We start from the raw sequence: 16559 nt of genomic DNA, 5'->3' as shown, positions 1-16559 counted from the left end.
GGCTATGTTTCAGTGAGCGTAGTGATAGCCGCAAAATCCCGCCGCTGCGCGGTTCCCTCCCATCGGGTTACAACCCGCGCAAAAACACGCGCGGTTTTCCACCTCTCGTCCGGCGGTATTTTGGAACCGGCCTCAGGCTTCAACTGCACAACTTCACTGATTTTGTCTTTTAAAAAAGCTAAAGGCGATTCAGAAATCTTGCTGAACGGAGCGGCTTCGAGACCTATGGCTCGAAGACCGAGAGAAGGCACCGCGCAGCGGCAAGATTTCCAGCCTGTCGCTGTGCTACCTGAAACATAGTCAGCGAGCGAAGCGCGCAGTGAAAGAGCCCGGGGGGTCTTGGGGGGCGGCGGCGATAAGCCGTCCCCCAAGTCGGTGTGGGCCGACGCCCACGACCTTGAATTTGAAGTTGAAGTTGATTTTAAAGCGGCCCCGTTGCAGCCGCCCCCCTGCAACTACCGGATCTCATTCACATACATAAAATGATCTGTGCTGAACCGGTGGTGCGCCATGATCACCGGCACGGCACTTTGATCAAACGACACTTCGTCGATCACCATCACCGCGTGTGGCGCTTCAAGCTCCAGCCATTTCAGGTCGTCTGCATCGGCCATTTCAGCGATCAACTGCTCGCGCACGGCCGCCACGCGGACACCGTATTTTTCCAGCAGAAAACGGTATAGCAGCGGAGGCAAATCACTGGCAGCAGGGAAATCCGGCAGGCGTTCTGCCGGTAACACCAGCCGTTCGTGCATGGCAGGAATGCCTTTTACCCGGCGTAAACGACGGATGCGGATAACCGGTGCGCCGTCGTCAATTTGCAGCTTTTCAGCCTCACGGGCATTGGCCTGGCCGGTCTGGTGATCGAGCAAAATCGTCTCGGAGTTCAGCAGTGCACCATCACGGCCATGCAGGCGGAAATACTGGAAGAAATAACTGAGATTGTGCAACGGTGCCCAGCCGGTGACCACGGTGCCCGTCTTGCGACGCCGCATCAGCATGCCTTCTGTGGTCAGCGCCGACAGCGCTTTGCGCACCGTACCGACCGAAACCCCGAAATCAGCCGCCAGCGCGTTTTCACTCGGTAAAACCGTGCCCGGCGGCAGCTCGCCAATCAGAATGGATTCGCTGATGTGACGTTTCACCACTTCGTATAACGGCGCGGATTCCCTTTCACTTAACCGGCCAAAAGGGGAAGCGTCCTGCTCTGCTTTATTTTGTTGTGTCATACCTGATTACCTATTGACCTGAACGGGCATCTGCTTTATCTATAAACTATATAGAAATAGAATGAAGCGAGTATAGCATGTCGTGCGAAGGAAGTTTGCAAATTGCGCTGGACTCCATCCGGCAGGACGAAACCGCCATTTTACAGGATCTCAGCCAGATGCTGGCAGTGGATACCTGCTTCCCCCCGGGCACCGGTTATCCGGCATTTGCCGCCCTGATGGAATCTCTGCTGGAGCCGATGGGCTTTGCCTGTCAGCGCGTCAGCGTGCCGGAAAATCTGTGGCAAACGCCGGACGGCAGCGCACAGGGTGAGAGGGTCAATGTGATTGCTACGTTACCGGGCAGCGCGACCGAAGCCTGTAATCTCTATTTTCATGTGGATACCGTGCCTGCCGGTGATGGCTGGAATTACCCGCCGCTGGCGCTTACCCAGGCGGAGGGCAAACTGATTGGCCGCGGTGCCGCTGACATGAAAGGCACGATTGTCGCGACACTTGCAGCAATTCGCGCTGCGCAACGTCACGGGCTGGTGCTGAAATTTAATCCGGTTCTGCTGTTGTGTACCGATGAGGAAGGCGGGCTGTATCCCGGTGTGCGTTATCTGGCTGAGCAGAAATTATTTGCCGGTCATATGCTGAGCTTTAACGGCGGGGCGGTGCCGCGTATCTGGGGGGGCTGCTTCGGCAGTATCGATCTCAAAATTTGTATCACCGGCCGCTCGGCGCATTCCGGCGATCCGGTGGGTGGCATTAATGCTATTGAAGAAAGCCTGCCGCTGATGAATGCGCTGCATGCGCTGAAACACGATGTCGAACAACGTGCCTCAGCCATGCCTGCGCCGCCACATTTTGAAGGACGGCCGCTTACGTCCCGTCTCACCCTGGCGGCCGCGCAGGGCGGTGGTAAAGGCTCGACCATTCCCGCGCGCTTTGAACTGCTGGTCAACCGCCGCTATTCGCCGGAAGAACCTTTTGAAAGGGTCTTTAAAGAACTCACCGGCTGCATCACCCAGGCCATGAAAGACTCAGCCGCGCTGTCAGTGGAGTATCACCTGATTGGCCATCTGGCCCCGGTCAGTGATCCAACCGGACCCCACTGGCCGCGCTGGCTCGCAGCACTCGGTCAGGGTTTTGGTTTCCACGCAAACGATTTCGCTGTCTGGGGTTCTTCCACCAGTTCTGACATGGGTTGGGTTCAGCAGGCAGGCATTCAGGAAATATTACTCGGCGGGCTTGCCCGGCCGGAAAACCGTATCCATGCATCGGATGAATATACAACCATGCAGGACGTCGTCGCGTTATCGCAGTCCATTCTTGCTTATTTAGCTTCTGATTTTATTCCCACAGAAAATTCGCCAACCCAGGGCTTTTCGAATTCCGCAGAGAGGGTTCAATAATGTGTGCAATGAAAGGCGTTAACCGCCGTCAGTTTATCGCAGGATCTACCATTCTCACCGGCGCGGCACTGTTACCGTGGTCGGGTAATGTTGCCGCTGCCGCTGCCGCGTCCAGCGCCACCGGTTCCGGCGGTTCACCGCGCAAAGGTGGAGTACTGCGCATCAGTGTGGACCAGGCGGCAGGCATGCTTAATCCGCAGCAGGCGCGCGTCAATCCGGAATATCTGGTGGCCGAATTGCTGTACAGCGGCCTGACCCGTCTGACGCAGGATATGAAAGCTGAAGCGGATTTAGCCGCGTCCTGGACAGCCAGCGACGATCTGACGCAGTGGACTTTTATCCTGCGCCAAAACCTCAGTTTCCATGACGGCTCTGCCTGTACGTCTGCCGATGTCGTCGCCAGCCTGAACGCCATACTTGACCCGAAAAATGCCTCTCCCGGCCAGCACAATATCGGTCCGATCAAAACAGTGACCGCACCGGATGCCAGCACTGTGGTGATTAGCACCGACGGTCCTTACGCCGATCTGCCAGTGATGCTGGCCTATCCCGATGCGAAGATTATTCCTGCGACGATTGCGGGCGGCCAGCTTGAACGTCTGAGCAAGGAAGCCATCGGCACAGGGCCGTTCAGACTGGTGTCGTTTGACCCTGAACGCCTGATTGTGGTTGAGCGTAATCCGCATTATTACGACCCGTCACGTCCACATCTGGATCGCGTTGAAGTGGTGGTTTATCCGGATGCAATCGCTGAAGGCTCCGCGCTGATTGCCGGTGACACCGATCTGATGCTTTCCGCCGCCTCTACCGAATTTGCGCGCCTGTCAAAATCTTCCGGCATAGTGCCGCTGCGTGTGCCGTCCGGTCAGTTCCTCAACGTGAACATGGGGTGTGACACCAAACCGTTTAACGATGTGCGCGTCCGTCAGGCGCTGGCGCTGTGTGTGGATCGCAAGGCTACCGTGGATTTTGTCGCCGAAGGCTACGGCACGGCAGGCAACGATACCCCGCTTAACACGGCCTATCCGTATTACCTGAATGAGCTGCTGAAAGCGCCGGATTATGCCAAAGCCAAAGCATTGCTGAAAGATGCCGGGTATCCCGACGGGATAGATCTGACGCTGATCGCTTCGGATAAACCCTCCACCCGCACCCAGCTCGGGATTGCACTGCGTGAAATGGCCAAACCGGGCGGTTTTCGCATTAAGGTGCAGACGATGGCACACAGCACCTACCTCGACCAGGTATGGAAAAAGGGCAATTTTTACGTTGGCTTCTACAACATGCAACCCACACCGGATGCGGTCTTCTCGCTGCTTTACACCTCAACGGCCTCATGGAATGAAACCCGCTGGAATAACGCTGAGTTTGATGCGGCGGTAAAAGCGGCGCGTGAAACCGCCGATCCGGCAAAACGCACCGTACTTTACGGCAAGGCACAGAAGCTGATGCACGACGACGTGCCGTCGCTGATCCCGGCATTCTTCGATTTGCTGGCGGCAGGGCGGGATTACGTTGCCGGTTATCAGCTTCATCCGCGCGGTGCGGTGTTCCGTCTTGATCATGTGTGGCTGACGGCGAAAGCCCCGACCCGAAAATAGCAGGGGGCATTGAGAGTGACGGCGAGTTATCTGTTTAAACGTTTCATGCTGGTGATTTACACCCTGCTGGTGGTGTCGCTGCTGGTGTTTGGGATCACGCAATTGTTACCGGCGGATGCCGCCGTAACCCTGCTCGGGCAAAACGCCACGCCGGAAGCGCTGGCTGCCGTGCGTGCGCGTCTCGGACTCAGTGATCCGGCGTGGCTGCAATACTGGCACTGGCTGCACGGCGTGCTGCACGGTGATTTCGGCGTCTCGATGCGTAATGGTTTGCCGGTGGCGCCGACCATTATGGCCGCGCTCGGGCGTTCCCTGCTGCTGGCGGTCTGTGCACTGTTGCTGATGCTGGTGGTCGCGATTCCGCTGGGGATCTGGGCGGCGGTCCGGCGCGGAAAACTGGCCGATATGCTGGTCAGCGTACTGTCATATGTCGGCATTTCTTTTCCGGAATTCGTGACCGCCACATTGTTATTGCTGCTGTTTGCTGATGTCTGGCAGATCCTGCCCGCGACCGGTTATGTACCCCTGACGGAGGATTTCCGGGGTGGCATCAGTCATCTGATCCTGCCGTCGGTGACAGTAGCAATGATTCTGGTGGCCCATGTTTCACGCATGGTGCGTTCGGAGATGGTCGATGTGTTGCAGACCGATTATATCCGCGCCGCACATCTCAAAGGTTTGTCGCGCCGCAGGATTTTGTGGCGTCACGCGCTGCGTAACGGCCTGCTGCCCACCATCACTATTGTGGCGCTCGACGTGGGTTATCTGCTTGGTGGCATCGTGGTGGTGGAAGAAATTTTCGCCATTCCGGGGATTGGTCGCGAACTGATCGTGGCCGTGCAGGCACGGGATTTACCCACCATTCAGGCCGGGGTATTAATCCTTGCCGCGACCTATTCCATCGTTAATTTCCTGGCCGATCTGGCCTATGTTTTCCTCGATAAACGGATCAGTTATGCGTGATGTGATGAAGCATTTAATCCGTTCGCCGCAGGGCGCTGTCGGGTTGTTTATCTTAACGGTGGCTGCGCTGATGGTGTGCGGCGGGGCGCATATCGCGCCTTATGATCCGGAATCTATTTCTATTCTGGCACGGTACAAAGCACCTTCAGCAGAACACTGGTTCGGTACCGATCAGCTCGGGCGCGATATTTTCAGCCGTGTGATGGTCGGTGCCCGCGCCACCATTGTGCTTTCACTGCTGGCGACACTGATGTCGATGGTAATAGGTGCCGTGATCGGCACAGCCAGCGCCTATCTGGGCGGCAAAACCGACGAAGCCATTATGCGCACAATGGACGCGGTCATGTCGATCCCGAGTCTGTTGTTTGCGCTGCTGATTGTCAGCACCCTCGGTCAGAGCAGCTTCAATGCGGTACTGGCGATCACCATTGCATTTGTGCCCGGCATGGTGCGCATTGCCCGCAGCGTCTCGCTGGCTGCGCGTCAGCAGGATTACATCAGCGCGGCGATTGCCCGTGGTGAAGCCACGCACTACATCATTTTGCGTGAAATGTTGCCCAATATTGTCGCGCCGATCATCGTGGAAGCCACTATCCGCGTGGCCTTCGCCATCATGTTGTTTGCCACACTGAGTTTTCTCGGCCTTGGCGCACAACCGCCGGAGCCGGAATGGGGGCTGATGGTGTCAGAAGCCCGCGCTTATTTCTTTAATGCGCCGTGGATGATGCTGATACCAGGTGTAGCGATCGCGCTGGTGGCGGTTGGTTTTAATCTGCTGGGCGATGGCCTGCGCGATGCGCTTAACCCGAGGAGCCACTGATGAGCGAAGCCGTATTAGCGATAGAGAATTACAGCCTCGATTACCTGCTGCCTCATGCCGAACCGTTACAGGTTTTGCAGGACATTTCACTCAGTGTGCAGCGCGGCGAAGTGGTCGGGCTGGTAGGGGAGTCCGGTTCGGGTAAAACCACACTGGGCTGGTCGGTAATGCGTTATATGGCGACGAATGCGCGGGAACGCAGCGGGCGTATTTTGCTGGCGGGAGAAGATTTATGCCAGATGGCGAAACCGCAGCTTGAAAACCTGCGTGGCGGCAAACTCGGCATGATTTTTCAGGATCCGGGCGCCTCGCTGAACCCGACGCTGACACTGGGTGAGCAGGTGACCGAAGTGCTGATCCGCCATCGCGGGCTGGATGCCAGACAGGCACGGGAGCTGGGCATTGAGTTGCTTGGCAACGTCGAGCTGAAAAATCCGGCGGCGATGATGAAGCGTTATCCGCATCAGGTTTCCGGCGGCGAAAAACAGCGGGTACTGATCGCCACGGCGTTTGCCTGCGAACCGCAATGTCTGATTTTCGATGAACCGACGACCGCTCTCGATGTCATCAGTTCGGCACAAATTCTGGCGCTGTTTGCCCGCCTGCGTGAAGAAACCGGTGTTGCCTCGCTGTATATCTCGCACGATCTGGCACTGGTGTCGGCCGTGGCAGACCGTGTTTGTGTGCTTGAAAAAGGCCACATCGTTGAACAGGCCAGTGCACGCACGCTGTTCCTTTCGCCGCAACATGCTTACACGCAAAAGCTGGTGGCGGCAGTGCCGGATCCCGCTCACCGTCTGACTGATGCCGTACCAGTTTGCGCGCAGCCGTTACTCAGCCTGCAAAACATCAATATTGATTATGGTCGTCACGGTTTGCTCGACCGGCTGTTTCGCCGTGAAAACGGCAAAACCCGTGCCGCATCGGATGTCAGCCTGACGGTGCATCGCGGGGAAATCGTCGGCGTGGTGGGTGAATCCGGTTCCGGTAAATCATCGCTGGCGAAAGCGCTGACCGGGCTGGTGCCGTTCAGCGGTAAGGTTGATTTCAGGGGGTATAACCTGTTTGGCCGTGCGGAAATGGACAAAGACTACCGCCGCCGTGTGCAGATGATTTTCCAGCATCCGGATGCCTCCCTCAATCCGCGTCAGCGTATCGGCGAGATTATCGCCCGTCCGTTGCGTTTGTACGGTTTGCCGGACGGCGAAACCGAGGCGCAGGCCGTAGCGCGTTTGCTGGAAGATGTGCGTCTTCCAGCCAGCTTCGCCCGGCGTTTTCCGCATGAACTTTCCGGCGGACAGAAGCAACGTGTGGCGATTGCCCGGGCATTTGCGCACCCACCCGAACTGGTGATATGCGATGAAATCACCGCCGCGCTGGATGTCTCCGTACAGGCGACGGTCATCGAATTATTGCTGGAACTGCGCCGTCGTTACGGCACCGCTTACCTGTTTATTACTCACGATCTGAACCTGATCCGCCAGATTGCACACCGCGTGGCGGTGATGTATCGCGGGGATTTACTGGAAGTGCTGCCGGGCGACGCCATGGTGCAACACGCCAGTCATGATTATACGAAGGCGTTGCTGGCGGCGGTGCATACGCCCGAAACGGCCGTTACAGACCATCTTTGATACTGAAAGGGTTACACATGAATTCTCAACAATTACTGGCCGCCATTGACGATGACTATTGCCTGAATTTTCTGTCGCGGATGGTACAGCACAAGAGTTACAGCCAGACAGACGGCGAGCGCAGACTGGCAGAGTACATGGCCAGCCAGATGCAGATGCTCGGGCTTGAGACGCAGCTGCAACCGGTGCCGGGTGAGCGTCTGAACGCTATTGGTACGCTGCGCGGAGAGGGCGGCGGCCATAGCCTGTTGTTCAACGGCCATCTCGATACCAATCCGGTGACCGAAGGCTGGACGGTGGATCCGTGGGCAGGAAAAATCGATGATGAATTCATCTATGGCATCGGTGTTTCCAATATGAAAGCCGGTGATGCCGCGTATTTTTGCGCGCTGAAAACGCTGATCGACAATGGTGTGAAACTCAAAGGTGACGTGATCCTGACTTATGTGGTCGGCGAGTTGCAGGGCGGGATCGGCACCATTGCGGCCATCGAACAGGGCATCCGGGCGGACTATTTTATTAACTCAGAACCGACTGATGTGCAGGCGATGACCATGCACGCCGGGTCGCTGATGTTCACCATCGAACTGACCGGCGACACACGCCATCTTTCAAAACGCGAAGAAGCGGTTGATGCCATACAGGCGGCCATCAGGCTAATCCCGCAAATCAATAACATCACCTTTACCGGTGCGGAAACGGACGATCACCGCAAGATTAACCGTGGGCATGTCGGCACCATTCATGGTGCGCTGGGGCGTGATTTAGAGGAATGGCGTCCGCCGCAGGTGGCTGACTTTGTGCGCCTCAGCGGGTCTGCGCGTTTTGCACCGGGGCAAACTGTCGATACCGTACTGGCCGATTTACAGGCGCTGCTCGATAACCTGTGCGGTGAATTCCCCGGCCTGCAGGCGGAACTGTTTGATGACGGTAAACGTCATCGCCCGACCATGCTGCCATTCGAAGTGTCACCGGAGTCCCTCATCGTTAAAGCGGTGAACCGTGCCTATCAGACGGTGCGCGGTGAACAACAGCCCACCGGAGTTATCACGCCACCGGCATTTTATGGCACTGACGCCGCGCATTTCTATCAGATGCTGGGCATGGAAGGCGTGGTATGCGGACCCGGCGGCAAGTTCAACACCATGCCGGACGAGCGGGTTCACATTAAAGATTTCCTCGATACCGTGCGGGTATATCTGCTGGCCATCCTCGAAATTTGTCAGCCGGTTGACGCCTGAAAGAGGATAAACGGATGTCGATGCCTGTGAATCTGGCGGCACTGAGCCGCCTGCGTGATGCCATGCGCATGGCTGATGCAGAAGTGATGCTGGTTGACAGCGGGGAACTGCTGGCATGGCTGACGGGTTTTACCGTATCGGAAACGCTGTACCGTGCCTGTCTGGTGCCGCTGAGTGGTGAGCCCTGGATCGTGTTACGCCAGCTTGATGAAGCGCCTTGTCGTCAGTTGAGTTGGTTTCGTGACGTTGTCACTTACTCTGACCATCAGGATCCGTGGAAATGCGTGGCAGACAGTCTTATTGCCCGGGGATATCGCGATTGCCGTCTTGGGGCGGATACCCGTTCGTATGGCATGACGGTGGATACCTGGCAGCAGCTTTCCGAATATTTACCTGATGCTGTCTGGCGGCCGATGCCGGGTGTCAGTGATCGTATACGGCAGGTGAAATTCCATTACGAGCTGGACAGTCTTCAGCAGGCAGCGTTTATCGCCGATACCACCTTTCTGGCGCTGAAAGAGCAGGTGAAAGCGGGCTGGCGCGTGCGGGATGTGGCTTCGCTGGCGGCGGGGGTCTTCCTTTCCGAAGGCGCGGATACCGGCGAAACGGGGCCTGTCGTCCGTTCCGCCGGTGACAGCGGTTTTCTGCATGCGCAGACGCACGAGGACATTATCCGCGACGGCGACATTCTGCATGTGGAGCTGATCCCGAAGGTAAAACATTACAGTGCCCGCCTGATGCGCCCGTTTATTTCTGGCGGTGTAAGCGCAGAGCGGCAGCATATCGCCCGTCAGCTGATTGCCCTGCAGGATGCGCAGATCGCCGCGATGAAGCCAGGTGCAAGAGCCAGTGATGTCGATGCGATTTTACGCAACGGCGTGCTCGCCGCCGGTTTACGTGCAGAATATGGCAATGTTACCGGTTATGCGCTCGGACTTTACACCCGTACGCCGCGTCCGAGTGATTTCTCGCACTGTTTCACGCCGGCGGCAGACTGGCGGCTTGAAGAAAACATGGTATTTCATATGTACACCTCGGCGGCAGGACTGGCGTTCAGCGAGACGGTCGTGGTGAGGCCGGAAGGCGGAATCAGAATGAGCCGGTTACCGAGGGAAGTGATTGAGATTTGAAAAAAAAGGGGGGCCTTTTTGAATCCCGGCTTAATTTCAAATTCAACTTCAAATTCAAGGTCGTGGGCGTCGGCCCACACCGACTTGGGGGACGGCTTATCGCCGCCGCCCCCCAAGCCCCCCCCCGGCTCTTTCACTGCGCGCTCTGCTGGAGGCTATGTTTCAGTGAGCGTAGTGATAGCCGCAAAATCCCGCCGCTGCGCGGTTCCCTCCCATCGGGTTACAACCCGCGCAAAAAGATGCGCGGTTTTCCACCTCTCGTCCGGCGGTATTTTGGAACCGGCCTCAGGCTCTTAATTCACAACCTGACTGATTTTGAAATCTAAAAACTGTCTGCCCTTGAATTTAAGATGCTGCGGGCGTTTCAGAAAGCTTGCTGAATGAGAGGTTGCAGACCTAAGGCTGCAATCCCGAAATGAAGGTACCGCGCAGCGGCAAGATTTCCAGCCTGTCGCGGTGGTTGCTGAAACATAGTGTCTAGCGATAGCGCGCAGTGTAAGAGCCCGGGATTCTCAAGGGGTGCGGCGACAGGCGCCCCTTGAGGCCAGTTTGGGTGGCAACCCAAGGTTTTGTGGGTGTGGGCGTCGAGCCCACGACCTTGACCTTGAGGCCAGTTTGGGTGGCAACCCAAGGTGTTGACCTTAAGGGCCAGTTTGGGTGGCAACCCAAGGTGTTGACCTTAAGGGCCAGCTTGGGTGCCGGACCCAAAAAATCACCGTTTCTGAATATACGTCAGCGCCAGCGCCACTGCCAGCACCAGCCCTTTGATGATATCCATCGCATAATAGGGTACTGACAACATGACCAGCCCGTTCGACAGCACGCCAAGGATCACCGCACCAAGCAGTGTGCCGAGCGCATTAGGTTTACCGGAACCTGCCAGCGAAAAACCGATATACGCGGCGGCAACGGCGTCCATCAGATAGCCGCCACCGGCGTTGACCTGCGAGGAGCCGATGCGCGAAGCCAGCAAAATCCCGCCTGCACCGGCAAGTACCGATGACATGACATACGCGATAACCCGATAACGGGCGGTGCGGATCCCCGCCAGGCGTGCCGCCAGCGGGTTGCCGCCGATGGCGTACATGCGGCGTCCATGTTTGGTCAGCGACATAAACAGTTGTACCGCAAGGGTGACGACGGCCATCACGATCACGATCACCGGCACCTGGCCGAGCAGGCTGAACACCGCAGGCACTGTGCCTTCGGCCATATCACCGCTTGGCAATAACATGTTTTCAGTGATGGAACCGCCATAGCTGTAGGTCATTGCCGCACCCTGGATCACGAACAGACTGGCGAGCGTCGCCAGCATGTCAGGAATTTTCAGGATGACGATCAGAAAGGCATTGAACAGTCCGACCAGCGTACACAACGCCAGCGTGATAAGTATCGCTTCGGTGGTGCCGAAACCGTGCCAGACGAACATTGAAATCACCAGCGCATTGGCGAGCGACGCCGTTGAGCCGACCGATAAATCGAAGCCGCCGACCGCAAGGGAAATCGATACGCCGATGGCTATGACTGTCACGATAGCAATTGAACGCAGAATGTTGATGATGTTCGACGGTTCGAGGAAATTATCTGACGCCAGACCAAACGCGGCGATCAGCAATACCACGGTCAGCAACATGCCCCATTTATACAAAAACTCGAACAGTTGATGACGCCACGGCTGGCGGGCATCGGGCACATTTTCTTTACTCACCACGGCTTTGTTCACGCGGGTATTCCTCCGGTTGAATAGACTAATAACGTTTCTTCGTCGATGTCTGCGGCGTTCAGTTCGGCGACGATACGGCCGTCCCATAACACCAGAATGCGGTCGCACAAACCGACCAGTTCGGCGAACTCACCGGACGCATAAATAATGCCTTTTCCCTGTTGCGCCAGGCCGTCGATCAACCTGAACACATCCGTTTTGGCCTTGATGTCTACGCCTTTGGTCGGTTCGTCGAAGATCAGTACCTGACTCTCACTGCGCAGCCATTTTCCGATGGCGACCTTTTGCTGGTTGCCACCGGAAAGCCGTGCCAGCTTTTGCATTGGCCCGGAGGCGCGAATGCCTAAGCGGCCGATAATGTCTTTCGCCCACGACAGCGACTGACGCGTACTGAAAATACTCCAGCGCGAAAACGTATCGTCAGCGGTCACACTCAGGTTCATCGGGATATCTTCGTCAATGAAAATCCCTTCCTTGCGCCGTTCTTCCGGCACTAACGCCAGTCCCTGTTCCACGGACAGGTGCGGCTCCTTTGGCTTCCACGGTTTGCCATTCAGCTCACCACTGTCGATCTGGCTCGGCGTCGCGCCGAACAGCGCTTTGCAAAGTTCGGTTTTTCCGGCCCCGGCCAGCCCGGCGATCCCGAGTATTTCTCCCCGATGCAGACGCAGTGAAATATCGCGCAGTTTGTCTTTATCGTGCATCCCGCGGATGCTTAGCAGGGTTTCACCGCTGTGAGGCGGGCGGCGGGGCGGATAAATATCGTCGAGCTGATGACCAATCATTTTCTCGATAATGTGTTCATTGCTCAGACCGTCCATGCTGTCATCGCTGACCAGACGCCCGTCGCGCAGCACTGTCATGCGGTCGCAGATGTCGCGCAGCTCATGGATGCGGTGTGAGATAAATACGATCGCCATTCCGGCGGCTTTCAGCTTGCGCACCAGCGCGAACAGTCGTGCACTTTCCGCCTGATCCAGCGGCGCAGTCGGTTCATCGAGGATCAGAAAACGGCACTTATGCGATAACGCACGCGCCAGCAGAATCAGTTGCTTCTCAGCCAGCGTGCAGCTTTCGATCCGCGCCCGCAGGCTGATGTTCAGCCCGAGTTGTTCGGTCAGCAACTGCGCCTGATGGTATAGCTGCGACCAGTTGTGCAAATGGCCCGGCTCCGAAAGCCGGTCCAGCATAATGTTTTCAGCGACGTTGAGCGTTGGCACCAGAGCAACATCGACTTCCTGCTGTACCAGATGGATCCCGTGCTGGCGGGCATGATGCGGCAGCCGGATATTGACTGCTTCGCCGTCAATGTTTATCTGCCCGGTGTAATGATCATGCGTACCGGAAAGCACGGCCATCAGCGTCGATTTTCCCGCGCCATTCGCCCCGACCAATGCATGTACGGAGCCGCCTTCCAGTGTGAAATCCACCTGGCGCAGGGCAGGGAAACCGGCAAATGAAATCGAGATATTACGCATCTCAAGAAGGGAGGAAGTCACTGGGCGTTGGGCCTTATTAATAGACGGATGGGTATTTAGACGTTTAGCCGTCTAAGACTCGCAGTAGCAGAGTTTTAACATATCAGGGAATTTAAGCAACAAAATAAAAGTGATAACTAAGAGCGAAAAGATCTAAAGTCTTCAGCGGAAACTTGATCGACTCCTCACCTGCGAAGGGGAGGGTTGGGGTATTAAAGACAAATCAGCGGGTCAAGTTACCGGACAGGCATTTGCGTTAATACTTAACACTCCCTCCCGGCCTCCCCCTTCGCAGGGGGAGGAGAAAAGCAGATCATTCCTCGCTGAATTTAAGCGCTACCCCTAAGGCATCCGCTGCGCGCACGTTTACCTGAGACGTATTATCGTCAAAGGCAATTTCCCCCACCCGCAAACTGTTGCGTACCGCATCCAGCGAGCGTGTGGCAAATTCCAGCCCGATCATGCGGGCGCTGCCGTTCTCGCCTTCCGGCACAACGCCGAATTCCGCTGTGGCTTGTGCGGGTGTGATAAACCGGATCGTGGCGCGGCCCGCGCGCAACACCACTTCCTGCGGTTTGATGTCCAGCGCAGCCGCACCAAATAACTCACCATACACCTGCGAGGCATCCTGCGGACTGTCTGCGGAAATCACGAAACCGGTAATATCCGCGACACCGTTCGGATGGTTTTGCCATTCATTACGCCAGACCAGTTCCGGAGTCAGATGGTGACAAAAGAAACTGCGGCCATTCGGCACGCGGCTGGCAGCCAGCGGTACGGTGCGAAAGCGTGCATTCGGCGAGGTGCCGTCGTTGAGGGCGACGGGGCGGAAGAATTCGGCTGGCGCAGAACCCGCAATATGTTGCTGTTGCAGATGTTCGTACACTGCAGGAGAGTTCTGTGTTTTCCACACCAGCCCGGTCAGGCCTAACGGAGCCTGCCACAGATCCGTACGGGTGTGGGCGTTGCCCGGCTCATAGCCGAGCAGTTCAAGATAATTTTCGCTGAAAACCGCCAGATGATTGCTGGAACCCAGCGAATGATGGCCGCGCGGCGTGAGATGAAAACCCAGGCGGCGGAACTGTTGTGCCGCCTGATTCAGCTGTTCGCTGACATTAATCACCGCGTGATCAAGCTGCGGGCGCAGGGGCTGTGAATGCTGTGCTTCAGTCATTGAAAGGTTCTCCCAGCGTTAACATCAGACGGTTGGCCCAGGCGAAAAAGGCGGCGGACTGGGCCAGATCGACAATCTCCAGTTCGCTTAACCCCTGTTCACGCAGCGCCGTAATATGTTGCCCGGAGGCAACCGGTGGCGTAGCGGAAAGCGCAGCGGCGAAATCAATTTCGGCCTGCCAGCGCGGGGATTGTTCTTTGCTGAGAATGCCGCCCGGCGGAGTGTCGATCAGGCGCTGAACATCTTCAGTCTGTTTCGACAACTGGCTGGCTTTGCGCGAATGCACTGACGCGCAATAAATACAGCCGTTGATTTTACTGGCGACCGTTGCAGCCAGTTCACGCTCTTTTCGCGGTAGCCCGCCGGAGGTATAGAAAATGCCTTTGTCCGTCAGGGTCCGCTGTTCAAGTACAGGTAAATTGCGGCCTAACAGGCGGAAATAGTCAGAACCGGTATGACCAAATTTCGCCAAAATTGCCTGCTGGGCGTCATCGAATTCTTCCAGTTTCTTCGCCGGGATCCACGGTTCCCAACCCAGTTCTTCCTGGGTAAATGCCTGCGGTGCATCGCGGCCGCTGTGGGTATTCGGTTCGGTGCGCCAGAACGCAGCGCCGACCGGTTTGTTGCTGCCATTGTCTACCGGTTTTCCGCCAATCAGCCGGTAGCTGCGCAGTACGCGGCTCTGGAAACTGACGAAGGCGATCAGTTGCGACAGCGTGACAATGGCATCTGTTGACCAGCCCGCTTTTTTCAGTGCCTGCAAATGGGCAGGTGTGGCGCTGGCGGGTTTGAAGCTCAGGCGTTCACCGTGCGTGAGTGCAGCATCGAGGCGGGCGGTTTCGTCGATGTCCGGTAAATCCTGCAAACGCTCGGAATAGTGATTGGTCAGTTGCGAATCGCCGTGCCAGCGCGCGACGTTTTGCGCCAGCCGCAGGCGTTCTGCCAGCGAAAAATCCACGCCATCCTGTTCGGTAAACAGCGCATCGTAACTGCCCTGGGTGTGACGGGTGGCGGCGTCGCGGGTCTCGCGGGCCTGTTTCAGTGCGGAATCCGGAGCGATTTCAGCCAGTTTTTCCAGCAGGTCGGTCGAATAAGTGGTCATAGGGTTTCCCTTGAAAATGAGGAATCGGCGGATGGAGAGGAAACACTGCGCTGCGGCGTGCGGCGAACCCAGCCGAGCGCGGGCGCAACGTGACGGGCAATCAGTTCGATGGAACGTAAAATATACGGATGCGGCGGATCGATGGAATGCACCTGAAATGCCAGATCGGTGACGCGGGCCAGTGCGGTATCAGCCTGCAAGGAAGCGGTCACCTGGGCCGCTGTGCCGAGATGCACGTCGAAGGCGCGGATGTAATCATCCAGCGTGTCGCCTTTTACACTCTGCCCGCTGGCACGATGATTTTCGGCCTGACGGCGTAAGCCTTTTTGCGCCAGTTCCCGCGCCTCATCGCCGTTTTCGGTAACAAACGCGGTGCGTGACCCCATGATGCGCGGCGCAACGCCGTCTGGCAGAGCATCCAGATAGGCATCAATGATCGGATTTTGCAGTTCATCAAGGCGTAAATCCGGCGCGTCAGCCGGACGTGGCTGGGTGCGCGAAAGCATCAGACCGTCACCGGATTTACCGGCACGCGCGCCGCCGTCAACCGAGAAGGTGGCCTGCCAGATGCGATTCGCCAGTTGTGGGGCAGCCGGGTACAGACGATTACCGGTGCCCGCCAGCGGTTCACCGCGCCAGGCGGTCAGCAGGGTTTGCAGATTATTGCCAAATACCGCACCGCGCTCGTGACTTTCCAGCCCGAAGGGCGGGAAGGATGACGGCGTGCCGCCGGAGCCTAAACCGACCTCAAGCCGCCCGCCGGAGAGCAAATCCAGCACGGCGGTGTCTTCGGCCACACGCAGGGCATTTTCCATCGGCAGCGTAATGACACCGGTGCCCAGACGGATAAAGCGGGTATGTGCCGCAACTTGCGCGAGGAAAACCAGCGGTGCAGGCAGGCCGCCCTCAGCTTCATGAAAATGGTGCTGCGCGACCCAGGCAGAATCAAAACCCAATTGTTCGGCGTGAATAATTTGTTCTGTCGCCAGCCGGTAACGTTCCTGCGCGCTGGTGTTGTCCAGAAGGCGGGTGAAAAATCCAAGACGTTTACTGCTCATAATGTCCCT

The 16559-nt window shown here is 57.1% G+C and carries 13 protein-coding genes; 7 read left to right on the top strand and 6 right to left on the bottom strand.

All coding sequences use genetic code 11. The features are described from left to right. Positions 1-455: 455 nt before the first annotated feature. On the bottom strand, positions 456-1229 hold the full coding sequence (locus tag J1781_RS02350; protein ID WP_129951441.1) for a GntR family transcriptional regulator: 774 nt from the start codon (positions 1227-1229) through the stop codon (positions 456-458). Positions 1230-1306: 77 nt separating this feature from the next. Between J1781_RS02350 and J1781_RS02345 the strand changes: the two genes are divergently transcribed. From J1781_RS02345 to J1781_RS02315, 7 genes are read left to right on the top strand one after another with little or no spacing between them, the layout of a single operon-like run. After that, positions 1307-2626 carry a M20 family metallopeptidase gene (locus tag J1781_RS02345; RefSeq protein ID WP_129990628.1) on the top strand — a complete coding sequence of 440 codons (1320 nt, stop codon included), beginning with the start codon at positions 1307-1309 and terminating at the stop codon, positions 2624-2626. Next, on the top strand, positions 2626-4227 hold the full coding sequence (locus J1781_RS02340) for an ABC transporter substrate-binding protein (RefSeq protein WP_217233150.1): 1602 nt from the start codon (positions 2626-2628) through the stop codon (positions 4225-4227). Before J1781_RS02345 ends, J1781_RS02340 begins: the two co-directional genes overlap by 1 nt. Before the next feature lie 15 nt (positions 4228-4242). Next, a complete protein-coding gene (locus J1781_RS02335) occupies positions 4243-5190 on the top strand; it encodes an ABC transporter permease (protein ID WP_217138733.1) in 948 nt (315 codons plus the stop codon). Beyond that, complete coding sequence (locus J1781_RS02330; protein WP_129951437.1) at positions 5183-6010, top strand: ABC transporter permease; 828 nt, start codon at positions 5183-5185, stop codon at positions 6008-6010. The genes J1781_RS02335 and J1781_RS02330 overlap by 8 nt, the downstream gene beginning before the upstream one ends. After that, complete coding sequence (locus J1781_RS02325) at positions 6010-7644, top strand: dipeptide ABC transporter ATP-binding protein (protein WP_129990630.1); 1635 nt, start codon at positions 6010-6012, stop codon at positions 7642-7644. Before J1781_RS02330 ends, J1781_RS02325 begins: the two co-directional genes overlap by 1 nt. Positions 7645-7661: 17 nt before the next feature. Continuing rightward, on the top strand, positions 7662-8885 hold the full coding sequence (locus J1781_RS02320; protein ID WP_129990631.1) for a M20 family metallopeptidase: 1224 nt from the start codon (positions 7662-7664) through the stop codon (positions 8883-8885). Positions 8886-8899: 14 nt separating this feature from the next. Then, a complete protein-coding gene (locus tag J1781_RS02315) occupies positions 8900-10015 on the top strand; it encodes a M24 family metallopeptidase (RefSeq protein ID WP_217233149.1) in 1116 nt (371 codons plus the stop codon). Positions 10016-10727: 712 nt separating this feature from the next. Here J1781_RS02315 and J1781_RS02310 read toward each other — a convergent pair. The 5 genes from J1781_RS02310 to J1781_RS02290 all read right to left on the bottom strand — a co-directional run bounded on the left by J1781_RS02310 (position 10728) and on the right by J1781_RS02290 (position 16550). Continuing rightward, positions 10728-11723 (bottom strand): ABC transporter permease, encoded by a 996-nt coding sequence (locus J1781_RS02310; RefSeq protein ID WP_129952144.1) that lies wholly within the window; start codon positions 11721-11723, stop codon positions 10728-10730. An 11-nt stretch (positions 11724-11734) separates the two neighbouring features. Then, entirely contained in the window at positions 11735-13216 is a 1482-nt protein-coding gene (locus J1781_RS02305) for a sugar ABC transporter ATP-binding protein (protein ID WP_217233151.1), read from the bottom strand. Between the two features lie 313 nt (positions 13217-13529). Next, positions 13530-14390, bottom strand: coding sequence for a VOC family protein (locus tag J1781_RS02300; protein WP_129990537.1), 861 nt, complete (start codon positions 14388-14390; stop codon positions 13530-13532). Further along, a complete protein-coding gene (locus J1781_RS02295; protein WP_217156890.1) occupies positions 14383-15492 on the bottom strand; it encodes an alkylhydroperoxidase domain protein in 1110 nt (369 codons plus the stop codon). The genes J1781_RS02300 and J1781_RS02295 overlap by 8 nt, the downstream gene beginning before the upstream one ends. Further along, entirely contained in the window at positions 15489-16550 is a 1062-nt protein-coding gene (locus J1781_RS02290) for a putative FMN-dependent luciferase-like monooxygenase (protein WP_129951889.1), read from the bottom strand. Before J1781_RS02290 ends, J1781_RS02295 begins: the two co-directional genes overlap by 4 nt. Positions 16551-16559: the final 9 nt, after the last annotated feature.

The sequence above is a fragment of the Rahnella perminowiae genome (assembly GCF_019049695.1).
In the GTDB taxonomy this organism is placed as follows: domain Bacteria; phylum Pseudomonadota; class Gammaproteobacteria; order Enterobacterales; family Enterobacteriaceae; genus Rahnella; species Rahnella perminowiae.
Note: the sequence above shows the minus strand (reverse complement) of the source record. Positions and strands in the feature narration are given on the sequence as shown.